A 12,861-nucleotide genomic window follows, 5' to 3' on the forward strand; every position below is an offset into this window, starting at 1 on the left:
CTGATGAGAGTTGAATTCACCGCGAGACACTTTAAGACATCACAACGACTGAAAGAATTCGCAACTGAGCAAGTCAGGCGGCTAAAGAAATATTACGACGGAATAATGGACGTTGAAATTATTCTGGACTATGTGAAACAGGAACAGATTGCCGAGATTATTGTTATTGTTTACGGGCAAACCCTGAAAGCAATTGAAAAAAGCGATGATATGTACAAATCCATCACCCTTGCGGTTGAAAAGCTGGAGCGGCAAATTAGAAAATATAAAGAGAAAATCCGGCATTTCGATAAGGAACGCATCACTGAAAATATTATAGAAGAGGAATAATTCTTAGAGTTAGGGGATGGAAACGTCCCCTAACCACCTTTTTATGGGATTAACAACCAAAGTATTCAAGGAATTCACGAATTTACCGGAACCCAAAGTTTTATCCTTTATCAAAGTAAAGACTTTTTATAATGATATGAAGGATAGCTTGTCGCTTGAAATTCTGAACGACGGCTATAGCTTTGAACGCAAAATCCGGGAAAAAGAAATCAACCGGCCCGGTCTTGCTCTGGGTGGTTTTGTTGAAGTGTTTACGTACTGGCGTATACAGATTATGGGGAATACCGAGGTCGGGTTTTTAAATACCCTGCATGGCCAGAAGCGCTTTAGTATGATATCCACCGTTCTGGGATTTGATCTGCCTTGTGTGCTGGTCACCAACAATAACAAGCTTCCCAAAGAATTTATGGATGTTGCCAATAAAAACGGGATTACCGTTTTCAATACACCCATGAATACAACGGAAGCTCACCGGCATATCAGCGAATACCTGGAAGGCAAATTTGCGCCGCATGTGGTTATGCATGGGACCCTGGTTGATATTTTCAGCGTGGGGGTGTTATTTGTGGGGGCGCCGGGTATCGGCAAGAGCGAACTCTGTCTTGATTTGGTGGAACGCGGGCATCAGCTGGTGGCGGATGATGTGGTTGAAATTACGCGCAACCGTTTGAATCAATTGCAGGGCGCCTCACGTCAAAATAACCGCTATCACATGGAAATCCGAGGACTGGGAATCATAGATGTCTTCAAGATGTTTGGAGTCCGGGGAATTCGGGGCAACAAGGATATTCATGTAGTGGTACAACTGGAAAAGTTTTCCAAAACAAAAAAATACGAGCGTCTGGGACTGGATGAAAAAGTGACCAGGATCATGGGAGTAGAACTGCCGCTTGTGGAAATTCCAATTGTGGAAGGTAAAAATATCCGCATTGTTGCGGAAGCCATTGCCCTGGATCATAAACTGAAACAAATCGGTGTGCATCAGGCTGCAGAATTTCAGCAGGAATTGATCAACCGGTTGCGGAAGAAACAAAAGTCAGATGTAGAGTTGCCGATAGAGGATGAGGAATGATCAGAGGAATTATCATAGCGCACGGGCATATCGGCGAAGCCTTTATCGATGCGGTTAATTCTATTGTCGGGGAATGCGTTGAATTGTACAGCCTTTCCGTCAGTGATATGTCTGCGGCTGATATCCGTGACCGTTTATTGGCCCTGGTCAACGCGCCTCTGACAGAAAAAAAAGGCATTGTAATCATGGCATGCCTGAAAGGCGGGAGCTCCTGGAATGTGGCCGCTTCCATCGCTGCCGAGAATGATAGAGTCCGGGTATTGAGCGGTGTAAATCTATCAATGGTTTTGGCTTTTTTGACAAAGCGCAAGACAATGGAACTGGATGAATTGACTGCTGAAATCCGCAAACGGGGTCAGACCGGAGTTGATATGTTAAAGTCAGGATTATGAAATTTTGCAAAAGGAGAGTCTTCATGTCTTTAGTGTTGGTAAGAATTGATGATCGTTTGATTCACGGACAGGTTGTGGTGGGATGGGCCGGAGTGCTGCATCTGGACCGCATTCTGTTGGCAAGTGATGAAGTGGCGACCGTCGAATGGCAGCGTACCATTTATATGTCAGCCGTTCCCGAAGAACTCAAAGCGTCGGTATTAACCCTAAATGATACGTTAAAGGCTTTGAAAAGTGATGAATATAAAGAGGAACGTATATTATTGCTGGTGGATTCTCCCAAGAGCGTGCTGTATTTGGTGAAAAAGGGATTGGATATATCCCGGGTCAACGTAGGGGGTATGCATTTCAAACCTGGAAAAAACCAGGTCACTCCGTTTATTTTTGTGGATCAGGAGGATATTGAAGCGTTTCGTAAACTCAGGGAATTGAATGTAGAGCTGGAGGGACGTGATGTTCCCAATCGAACAGCAGTTAATATCCCGAAAGCTCTGGGCCTTGAGGCCGAAGGTGTGAGCTGAACTCTGCTCCCTTAATAAACCGCTTGCTATTCAATCCTGCTCTAATTATATTATCTTTATTTTTTAGGTTGTACTATGCAAAATCCCTATAAACGCACGGATGTGTTTTCCTGCAGCTACAAGGGACACGAAAAATTTCAAAACCGGGTTTCGGTTTATCATGTGATGCATGAAAAGCACTGCTATCCGCAGGGCTGTCTGATGTTCCGCTGGCACTGCCAGGTCAAGCGCGGAAAATGTCCGAGAAAATTCAAGTATGTCGGGCGGCTGTGTAAAGGCTGCATGCATTATCAGGACGAGAAAGTGCATTATCAGCCCCGGCTTTTAATCAGTCTGGCTGAATTTGAATCCTTTAAACAGGAATTGCAGGATTTTGACGACTGGATCGAAGAAAACCGCAGCCGGGATATAGAGTTGTGGTGCCGGGTCAGCTCGATTAAACCGCGCTTTTATATCAAAGAATACGGAAACCAGCGGCATTTTCGTCTTTCCGGGTATCTGACTGTTTTTCAGTACGGTTTTATGGATACAACCCGGTTTGATGAACCATTTTATGCTTATATTTCTCCATCCCAGCAGGACCGGTTTCGTCTGGCAGCCGGAGACGAATTTGAGGCGCGGGGTCGACTGAGTATTGATCATGGACGGCTGTTGTTTCCCAAACTCTGGGGCATTCATGTGGAAACCCGGTCGGGCGCCCAAACCTGGAACAATTCCCGGGCACTGGTCGCCAAACAATCAGCAACCCGGTTCAAAGAGCAACCGGAGCGTTGCATACGCTGTCCGCACGGTGCTTTGATTGATATTATTAAAATGGAGCAGGGTCAAAAACACCTCAAGCGTGCGCTCTACTGTCTGGAAGGTATCCAGAATCCCGCCCTGTGCTACATTCAGAGCGGGTTTTGCATAGATGCATGTGAAAATACGAACAGGAAATGACAATACAGGGAAAGGTCCATGGCTAAAGGTATAACAAAACGATCAGTCGATTATTCACGCTGGTATCTGGATGTAATTGCAGCTGCTGAACTGGCAGAGCATTCCGCGGTCAAGGGATGTATGGTGATCAAACCGCATGGATATGCCATTTGGGAAAAAATGAAGGAACATCTGGACCGGATGTTCAAGGAAACCGGACATCAGAATGCTTATTTCCCCATGTTTATTCCGGAAAGCTTTTTGAAAAAAGAAGCGGAACACGTAAAGGGATTTGCACCGGAATGTGCCGTGGTTACCCACGGCGGCGGCAAAGAACTGGAGGAACCGTATGTGGTGCGTCCGACCTCCGAGACCATTATCTGGTCTACGTATAGCAAATGGGTACAGTCGTATCGGGATCTTCCGATCCTGATCAACCAGTGGGCCAATGTGGTGCGCTGGGAAATGCGAACCCGGTTGTTCCTGCGTACGACCGAGTTTCTGTGGCAGGAAGGCCACACCGCGCACGCCACGGAGCAGGAAGCCATTGAAGAAACCGAACGCATGCTGGACGTATATCGCCGGTTTGCCAATGACTGTTTGGCGGCTCCCGTGTTTGTCGGTCTGAAAACCCCTGCGGAACGTTTTGCCGGAGCCCTGGACACGTATTGTATCGAAGCCATGATGCAGGACAAGCGTGCTTTGCAGGCCGGCACATCGCATTATCTGGGACAAAATTTTGCCAAAGCCTTTGATGTGACCTTTCAGGATGAGAACAGCGAACTGCAGTATGTTTATGCCACCAGCTGGGGAGTCTCGACGCGGCTGATCGGCGCCCTGATCATGATGCACAGCGATGACAACGGGCTGGTGCTGCCGCCCAAACTGGCTGCCACTCAGGTGGTGGTCATACCGATCTGGCGGGATGAAGAACAGGAACAGAACCTGCGGTCTGCGGTTCAAACGATGACAGATGCCTGGAAAGGCCGTGTTCCGTTTTACGTTGATGATCGCGATCAATACCGACCGGGATATAAATTTAACGAGTGGGAGAAAAAAGGTATTCCCATCCGGGTTGAAATCGGCCCCAAAGACCTGGAGCAGAACCAGGTGGTGCTGGTGCGGCGGGATACGGGTGAAAAGATGATGGTTCCGCAGGATCATGTTTTGGAGCGTATTGAAGAGTTACTGGAAGAGATTCAAAAAAATCTTTATACCAGGGCTCTTGAATTCCGTGACGCCAATACGTTCACTGAGGATGATTATACGCGGTTTCAGGAAAGAATAGAGGAACCCGGTGGATTTTTCTGGGTGCATTGGTGCGGCAGTCCGGACTGCGAAACGGATTTCCAGAATAAAAGCAAAGCCACAATCCGTTGTGTCCCGATGGACGGTGAAAAGGAAACAGGAAACTGTATTGTCTGCGGTCAACCCTCTGAGCAGCGAGTGCTGGTTGCCAAAGCATATTAGGAGGACAAGGAATGAAGAATCAAGAAAAGAAAAAAGAAACTGTAGAGATTGAGGTGCCTTCCAAAGCGATACGTGTCAAACATGCTACTTGCCCCAAGGGCTGTAATCTGATGGATACGGAGCATTTGATCAATGGTTATCCTTCGGTCACCGTTTACGCCAAAACCGGCGACAAGGAAGGTTTGATTTATTTGGATCCGATTTACGGCAGCTATAAGAATTTACCGGAAATCGAGATCAAAGAGGGGGAATGTGCTGATCTTTACTGTCCGGTTTGCAAAATTTCTCTGGTACATGAGAAAGAGACTTGCTCAAAATGCGGCGCGCCCATGTTTGCGATTTATCTGCCGCATGGCGGTGTGATTGAAGTCTGCACCCGAAACGGCTGTCAGTCCCATAATCTGAAATTTACAGATTCTGAAGAAATGGGTAAAAAGCTGTTTGATGATAAATTGTATGATATTTCACTGCGGGACATCAACCATTGAGTCAGTATCGAGCCGGATATGTCGCTGTGATCGGACGGCCGAATGTGGGCAAGTCGACGCTGGTCAACCGCATTCTGAAATTCCCGCTTTCTATTACCACAGCCAAACCGCAAACCACGCGTCACCGCATTCTCGGTATTTACAATGAAGAAAATCTTCAGATTATCTTTCTCGATACGCCGGGACTGATCGATCCCAAATACCGGATGCAGGAAATGATGATGAAAGCGGCGCGCGGGGCTGTCCAGGACGCGGATGTGGTGCTGTTTCTGGTACAAGCCGGGGACAAAATATCCAAACGCGATGCCGAAACGGCAGAACTATTTAAAAATATTAACAAACCCTGTATTCTGGTCATCAACAAAGCGGATTTGCTGCATGACAAGAACCGTATGCTGCCGCTTATGGAACAGTATCAGAGTATGAATCTGTTTGAGCAGATCATACCCATATCTGCTTTGAACGGGGATAATGTGGATGATATCAAGGAAGCGGTTCGGCAATACCTGCCGTATTCGCCGCCCTTTTATCCCGATGATATGATTTCCGAACACCCGGAACGCTTTTTCGTCAGCGAATTGATCCGCGAACAGGTTTTTCAGTATTATCGGGACGAGGTGCCGTTTTCGACCGCGGTGGTGATCGACGAATTCCGCGAACAGTCTGATCGCAAAGATTATATCAAAGCCCGTATCGTTGTGGAGCGGCAGTCGCAGAAAAAAATAATTATCGGAAAAAACGGCAAAGCGATCCGCGAAATGGGGAAACGCGCGCGCAAATCCATTGAAGAGTTTCTGGAACGTCCTGTTTTTCTGGAATGCTGGGTGAGTGTCCGGGAAAAATGGCGGAAAAAGGATGTCTTTCTCAAAGAGTTTGGTCTGGACCGCAATTAACCGGATATGGCTGCATGTCTATTTTTTCTCACGAGTTTAAATTTAAAAAACTGATCCCCGCGCTGGTGGGACTGGGATGGCTCATCTCCTGTGCCCCCGTGGCTTATCGGCCGGCGCCCTATATTCAGAGTCCGGTCATCCGGGTGGGTTTGATCGAAGGCACGGATTCGCTGGTGTTTTCTTGCGAACGTGCGATCACGGTCTTTGCGAATGGACATAAGAAAGGCATGCTGCCCGGCGGGGAAACGTATACACTGATTGTCGAAAATTCTGAAAAGATTGCTGTTGAATATCAGGTTCAATATGCGGAATATCCGAATCGGCAGGACGCGGAGCGCATGAAACGTCAGCTGTCGCGCTACGGAATTCAAGCACGGATCAAAGAGACCGGCGGTGAATTGCAGGTGGGTCACCGAGTCATAAAAGGAAACCTCAAATATGTTCTCTACGATCAGCGCTCCTGGAAAAGCAAATCCGGCGCAGAAAAATATATTAATGAACTGGGCGCTGCCAAAGCACGGGTGGTAGCTGATTACGGGGTGAATACTGTTTATCAGATCGTGGCCGACGATAAAAAGTTTAAAGTGGCGGGTAAAGTACGCCTGGCCGGCGGTCCCATAACGATATCGAATGTTCCGGTGGGACGCGGATATCACTGGTCCCGGCGGGAAACCCGGGTGTATGAGGGGGATCTTGAGATTCAGACAGGCGAAAACGGCGGATTGGTCGTTATCAATGTCCTTCCGCTGTCTCTGTACCTAAAGGGTGTGCTGCCCGGTGAAATGCCGGCATCGTTTCCGCTGGAAGCTTTAAAGGCTCAGGCCATTGCCGCCCGCACCTATTTTCTGCACAACTATACGCGTGTGCACAAATCACATCCGTTTGATGTCTGTGATGACGTTCACTGTCAGTCGTATGTCGGCAAAAACAACAATGAGAAAATCCGGCGCGCCGTGCGCGAAACGCGCGGGCAGGTGCTGCAGGTCGGTGACGAGTTGTGCAATACGCCCTATCACGCCATGTGCGGCGGACATACCGAAAATGCGGATAATGTCTGGCGCGGCGATGCCAAATCGTACTTGTCCGGGGTGTTTGATGTGGAACATCCGCGCGCCATGGCATCAGCCATGGACTTGAGCCGGGAACAAGACCTGGAACGCTGGCTCGATTCGGAGCCGAACGTGTTCTGTAATATCGTAAAGGCGGGTAATCCGGAATTCGCGCACTATGCGAAAAAGTTTTTCCGCTGGTCGGAAACCTTTACACGTCAGGAACTGGAACAGAGTATCGAAAAATATACCGAAAAAAAACTCGGGACACTGGTGGACCTGATTCCCCTGACACGCGGAGTTTCAGGGCGCATCATTGAGCTTGAAGTGATCGGTACCAGCCGGACGTTCAGCATCAAGCGAGAATTGAACATTCGCAAGGCCCTGTCTCCGAAAACCCTGTACAGCGCCTGTTTTGTCATCGAACCGGTGGGGTCTGAGAATGAGGTGTATGAGGCGTTTACATTCAAAGGCGCCGGCTGGGGACACGGTGTGGGCATGTGCCAGATCGGCGCCGCCTGTATGGCGCACGCGGGGAAAACCGCGGAACGCATTCTGGAACATTATTATCAGGGGGCGCGGGTGGTTGCATTGTATTAAAGCATGCTTTTCAGAATTGATCAGAATCGATTGTCTCTTTCAAGACCCCAAACACTGAAATTACTTTTTCTTTTTATTAAAAAAGCTAATTACCCATAACAATATGATTGCGCCAACGACCGCGGCAATAATTTGCACAATCAATCCTCCGGTAATATTAAGCAATGCGAATAAATAACCACCCAACACTGCACCGATACAGCCTATTATCAAATTTACAACCAGACCAAATCCTTTACCTTTAAGAATAAGTCCTGCAAGCCAACCTGCAATCAGTCCAATAATCAGAAAATAGATGATATTCATATTCTTTCCTTTCTTTTTGTGTTTGGGGTCTTTGAAAGAAAAGCAACATCCTTGACTAATTTAACAAGGTAAAACAATGTTTTATTCATGAGATTGCAAAAATTATTAATACCTAAATTGATCGATTTATAAGGGCACCAAATAAAACCGGCGCAAAATGTTGCCGGTGCCGTCTTTTTCTATTTGTTTTCATCTGAAATAACTTCTTATTACGCAATCAACCTTGCTTTTTGAACTGATTTTTCATTAAAGTCAGAGAATTATCAGTGTAACGGCATACTTCTCCCATTGTTTAGCTCTTTAATACGATTAATTTTTATTATGTTTTACGTCACAAATGCGGGTTCATACTCCTCAATGAATGACCATAATTTTAAAATCTTCAGGGAATCATAGACTGTCTGTGTTACCCTTAGTATAATTTTTCCGCCTGTTGTCACAATTTTGGCTGCAAAATCAATCATGATCCGACGAAAGGTATTGGGGTAAGCGGTAACTGGCACTGCTTCACAGGGGATGTCCCTTTTATATGCTTCAAAAAGAAAATGGCTAATGATCATCAAATAGTAAAAAACTCTATTCATACCGAAACGCTTAAATGGTAACTGTTCTCTTCCAGCAAATTCTTTCTGTGATCGGTGTACTAATTCAGCTCTACCTCGACTGTGGTTTAACTCGATAATCTTTTCGGCCTTGAGATAATTGCCACTACCAGCATTGATTAGTTTTTCATCCAGCTCACTGTTTCGGCCTATATTGGTATAGATTACTGAATCCGGTTGTGCAAAATCAAATAAGAGTTGACCATTTTCCTCAGCTTTCTGCGAGGTAAAAATACAACGGCGAAATGTCTTCCATGATTTGAGGCGATTAGCAAATTCGACAAAAGTCCATGTCTGTCTATAAGAACGAAAAGCATCATAACTAAGATTGTTAACATATTGTTTAATATCGTTATATATTTTCCCGGCACAAACATAATGAATACCAAGGCGTTGTTCAAAGAACCGAAAGTTCTGGTCATCCATAAAACCACTGTCTGTTAGCAGAATGATTGGAACATCTTTATAGCGACGTCGAATAGCTTTGACCAGACGCCCCACTGACTTTATAAAGTCGCTGCCATGATTACAATGAACATCTCCGGCTCGGAACAGCGCATCAACAACATAAGGCCCCCAACTAATTTGCATAGGCTGGAATCCTTTTTTATTTTTATAGGTCACATTTGAGCCTTCACGCTTTTTAGCGCCGTCATTGTCGAAAACTACGCTGTCACCAAAAAGAATAACTTCTTTGGGTTGTTCAATAATAAGTCGCCAAATAAACATCTCCAACAAAAGAGACCGAAATATCATTTGCCCAACAAAACTGAACTTGCGAAACATCCTTTTGATTTGATGGGATGTTGCCATTTGTTCCGGGCGATTTTCGAGCACTGCAGCATAGGCTTCATCGTTTTTTCGACGATCAAAAGAACAGATTGACATATCCGTACCATCAATAAACCACGCAAAAAGCTGTTTGACAAACTGACGGTATCCCAGTCCTTTAGAAGAGCCTTTTAAAAAGCTAAAAACGTTTTCAAATAGAGAATAGAATCGAATTTGGTCAATATATCTAAGAAAAAACAACAGACCACCACGACCGCTAATTTTATCTTTTGTGATCTCAATTTTTGATATTTTAGGTTGCGTTGTATCGGTTTTTTTCTGCATATTATGGCTACCTTTTGGGTTTTGTTGTTATTCTTTTTATTGGTTACACAACTAAAATAATAACAAACTATTATAAACCCAAAAGGTTTTTTATTTTTTTAAAAACCGCTCAATTTAGGTAATAGTCAATTGTAATGACTTATCAACGCTTCCAGATATCTGGACTTGACCTGCTGGCTGGCCAGGACCTGTTTCACGGGCGGCAGTTTCAGAATCACGCCAAACACCGCTGCCAGGGCGCGGTGGCTTTTTAGTACCTGATTGTCGAAAATCAGATTCTGCAGTTTGCCGCGTTCAATGGCCATGACCACCACCCGGTGGGCGCCGTCCATGGGCGTGATCACCCGCGTTTCACGCGATTTCAGCTGAATGCTTTGATTCGGACAGGCGCGTACACAGAGACCGCAGCCCAGACAAATATCCACATTCAGATGCGCTTTTTTACGGTTGGGCTTTTTCGGATCATTCGCCGAGACCAGGGATACAGCTTCCACCGGACAAACGTTGACACATTTGCCGCATCCATTACAAGAGTCGCTGTCAATGTCCGGCAGGAAATTGGTTGTATGCACGGGATTCAAAATGGCAAACCGGCGGGCGGCGATCATGGCTTCGCAGCAGCAGCCGCAGCAGTTGCAGATAAAATTGACGCTGTTTCTGACATTTTCACCAAACTGCACCAGATTCTGATCCTGCGCTTTCTGCAGCAGATCCAGACCCTCGCTCACATCCACCTCGCGTGCGTGTCCGTGTCGAATCAGCGAGTCAGCTGAGCTGTTAAACGTCATGCAGATGTCTTTTTCCGCGGAGCAATCGCGTCCCATATGCTCCATTTTGTGGCGGCAGTAGCAGAGACTGATCCCCCGATGACTGGCGGTCTTGATCACCTCGCTGGCGCGTTCGTAATCCAGGACATGCAGTGCGTTTTCTGCGGATAATGCCTGTTCATTGACAAATGTGCGGCCCAGCTGGGTTTCGCCGTCGGTGAACAGGTTTTTGATAAACTCCTCTTCCACGTTCATGTACTCGTAAAACAGTTCGCTGAGCACTTTTTGATCAATGTCGCCGCGCACGCGCATCATGGAAAATTCGAAAAATCCGGCCATAGGCGGCGGCAGCACGTACTGCGTCTCACCGTTCTGAGGCATGTCCACGAGAATGGCGCGCGAGGCCAGTTCGTCGAGTACGGTTTGCGCACGGGCCTCGTCCATTTTCCAGATACGCGCCGCTTTGCTGACGGTGAATGGTTTGATGGGAAGCAGAGAAACAAGTTCCGCTTCTTTTTCACTGAACAGGATTTTTAGAATATCGAACAGCCGCTCCGACGGCGGTGCGCCCTGTGGAAAGCGGTTTAGACGTTTACTCAGGTCGCTATACACGGATTTGAGGTTGTGATGGGCCATGGGAGTACCTGTTTTGCGTGTCAGATTTTATTCACAAATATATATTAAATAGACGGCTCTTTTGTTAAAACCAGGTGATTTAATCAAAAGAATTTTTATACCATTCTTTAATTTTTTGTATTTCGTCTGCAGTCAAGGCAGAAAATTCTTTTTCCCGGGCCCGTTTGGATAGAGTGCCATTATTCTGTTCCAGAAAACGCACCAATAATGCTATGGTTTTGTCGGGCATGTCAAATTCTTCATTTAAAAGATTTTTGAACTTGTCGTATTGTTGCAGATACTGTATTTCTTTTGGTATGATGTTTTCTATGGTATCATATACACAATCATAGAGAAATTCAGCTTGCGGGGTTGCGTCAAAATAGCGGTAATAATCTATGGTATCATTTAAAACGTTGACGTTATGATTCGGTGTTATTTCCCAATCTATAAAATCAAGCAGGGACAGTGAATAGGTTTCCAGCACAGTCCGATATTGATCAATATGATCCAGAATAGACGCAGAAACCGGAAAAATGATGCCGTGTTTGGTAAATCCTTTGCGTGCCAGAATGTGGTGAATGAGGTATCGATGCAGCCGCCCGTTTCCGTCCTCAAACGGATGGATAAAGACAAATCCGAACGACACCATGGCCGCAGCAATAACCGCGTCGAAATCTGTCTGTTCCAATACGTTACTGGTTTCAACAAGTCCCGAGATTAATGTCTCCAGGTCCTGCCATTTTGCGGAAATGTGGTCCGGTAATGGTTCGCCTGTTAAACGGTCATGCTCTCCCACAAATCCGCCTTGTTTGCGAAATCCCATGTTGACAAATCTCGAATCTTCAATCACCAGCTGCTGCAGTCTGAGCAGTTCCTCCTGATTCAGTGGTTTGCTGCCGGCTTGTCCAATCGCTCTTCCCCAGCGCGCCGCACGTCTGCTTTTGGGACTTTCACCTTCAATCGTAAAAGAAGCCTTCGAGTCTTTGAGCATTAAAAATGCAGAGGTACGCTGCAGGATATCCTTGTGTATGTTTTTCAGGTTTTTGCTTTGTTGATCAGATAAATGTTTATTGATATAATGTTCCAGTTTATCCGTTTTATTGACGAGCGGACAAAAATTACGGGTTCCCGGCAGATTATTTAGAATGCGATGACGACTGGAACGAATCCCCGCGTTGTGTGCATATTGCTGCTTTTCATTCACCAAGGGTACATACTTGATATTGATATCAGCATCAGTAACGGGCAGTTGTTTGTCCATTAACCATTCATAAAGGAACCAGAGTTTCCGGCTGTATTGTCCGGTTGATTCGGTCTGCACCAGTTCCTGTGCTTCTTGTTCTGATAATTTACTGAAACATTTTTTAAAGAAAAGGAGATTTATCCCTTCATATTTTAGAGCAAAAACCAGATGTTTATGCAGGGACTCTTGGGGCTTGTATTGTGAGCTCTTTACAGTCCAGCCGTTTTGAACATATGATCTGTGCTTATCACTGATCAGAAATATCGTATGCGGTAACGGAACCGGCAACTCGAGGCGATCAATAATGGCGGCATACCCCACTATGGTGCCCGATTCGGGAAGGATTCGGCCGTGAAAAGAGGTTGTTCTTACCGAGATGTTCATAGTTCGGTTGATTTTCCAGTTCATTCAGGTCTGTTTTTCTACCCAAAATAATGGATTATTCTGAAAAATGCACGCAATTTCTGAAAAACGCC

At 45.9% G+C, this 12,861-nt stretch carries 13 protein-coding genes; 9 read left to right on the forward strand and 4 right to left on the reverse strand.

Annotation, left to right across the window (positions count from 1 at the left end; genetic code table 11):
• Positions 1–3 precede the first annotated feature (3 nt).
• The 9 genes from raiA to U5R06_00365 all read left to right on the forward strand — a co-directional run bounded on the left by raiA (position 4) and on the right by U5R06_00365 (position 7,733).
• Positions 4–330, forward strand: a complete 327-nt coding sequence (raiA, locus tag U5R06_00325) for a ribosome-associated translation inhibitor RaiA (GenBank protein MDZ7721290.1) — start codon at positions 4–6, stop codon at positions 328–330.
• Between the two features lie 43 nt (positions 331–373).
• On the forward strand, positions 374–1,402 hold the full coding sequence (gene hprK / locus U5R06_00330) for an HPr(Ser) kinase/phosphatase (GenBank protein MDZ7721291.1): 1,029 nt from the start codon (positions 374–376) through the stop codon (positions 1,400–1,402).
• The gene (locus U5R06_00335; GenBank protein ID MDZ7721292.1) at positions 1,399–1,794 is read left to right on the forward strand and encodes a hypothetical protein; all 396 of its coding nucleotides are present in this window, start codon (positions 1,399–1,401) and stop codon (positions 1,792–1,794) included. The genes hprK and U5R06_00335 overlap by 4 nt, the downstream gene beginning before the upstream one ends.
• Positions 1,795–1,817: 23 nt before the next feature.
• Complete coding sequence (locus U5R06_00340) at positions 1,818–2,315, forward strand: PTS sugar transporter subunit IIB (protein MDZ7721293.1); 498 nt, start codon at positions 1,818–1,820, stop codon at positions 2,313–2,315.
• Positions 2,316–2,390: 75 nt separating this feature from the next.
• Entirely contained in the window at positions 2,391–3,254 is an 864-nt protein-coding gene (locus U5R06_00345; GenBank protein ID MDZ7721294.1) for a hypothetical protein, read from the forward strand.
• 18 nt (positions 3,255–3,272) lie between these two features.
• Positions 3,273–4,703 (forward strand): proline--tRNA ligase, encoded by a 1,431-nt coding sequence (gene proS / locus U5R06_00350; protein MDZ7721295.1) that lies wholly within the window; start codon positions 3,273–3,275, stop codon positions 4,701–4,703.
• Between the two features lie 11 nt (positions 4,704–4,714).
• Positions 4,715–5,191 carry a hypothetical protein gene (locus U5R06_00355; protein MDZ7721296.1) on the forward strand — a complete coding sequence of 159 codons (477 nt, stop codon included), beginning with the start codon at positions 4,715–4,717 and terminating at the stop codon, positions 5,189–5,191.
• Positions 5,188–6,084, forward strand: coding sequence for a GTPase Era (era, locus tag U5R06_00360; protein ID MDZ7721297.1), 897 nt, complete (start codon positions 5,188–5,190; stop codon positions 6,082–6,084). The genes U5R06_00355 and era overlap by 4 nt, the downstream gene beginning before the upstream one ends.
• Positions 6,085–6,098: 14 nt before the next feature.
• Positions 6,099–7,733 carry a SpoIID/LytB domain-containing protein gene (locus tag U5R06_00365; GenBank protein MDZ7721298.1) on the forward strand — a complete coding sequence of 545 codons (1,635 nt, stop codon included), beginning with the start codon at positions 6,099–6,101 and terminating at the stop codon, positions 7,731–7,733.
• A gap of 60 nt (positions 7,734–7,793) precedes the next feature.
• On the opposite strand, the gene U5R06_00370 is transcribed toward U5R06_00365, so the two are convergent.
• The 4 genes from U5R06_00370 to U5R06_00385 all read right to left on the reverse strand — a co-directional run bounded on the left by U5R06_00370 (position 7,794) and on the right by U5R06_00385 (position 12,793).
• Positions 7,794–8,039 (reverse strand): GlsB/YeaQ/YmgE family stress response membrane protein, encoded by a 246-nt coding sequence (locus U5R06_00370; GenBank protein ID MDZ7721299.1) that lies wholly within the window; start codon positions 8,037–8,039, stop codon positions 7,794–7,796.
• A 326-nt stretch (positions 8,040–8,365) separates the two neighbouring features.
• The gene (locus U5R06_00375; protein MDZ7721300.1) at positions 8,366–9,757 is read right to left on the reverse strand and encodes an IS1380 family transposase; all 1,392 of its coding nucleotides are present in this window, start codon (positions 9,755–9,757) and stop codon (positions 8,366–8,368) included.
• A gap of 125 nt (positions 9,758–9,882) precedes the next feature.
• A complete protein-coding gene (locus tag U5R06_00380) occupies positions 9,883–11,160 on the reverse strand; it encodes a 4Fe-4S binding protein (GenBank protein ID MDZ7721301.1) in 1,278 nt (425 codons plus the stop codon).
• Between the two features lie 79 nt (positions 11,161–11,239).
• Positions 11,240–12,793, reverse strand: a complete 1,554-nt coding sequence (locus tag U5R06_00385) for a Fic family protein (protein MDZ7721302.1) — start codon at positions 12,791–12,793, stop codon at positions 11,240–11,242.
• Between the last annotated feature and the right edge of the window lie 68 nt (positions 12,794–12,861).

This window comes from candidate division KSB1 bacterium (assembly GCA_034521575.1).
Classification (GTDB): domain Bacteria; phylum Zhuqueibacterota; class Zhuqueibacteria; order Residuimicrobiales; family Krinioviventaceae; genus JAXHMJ01.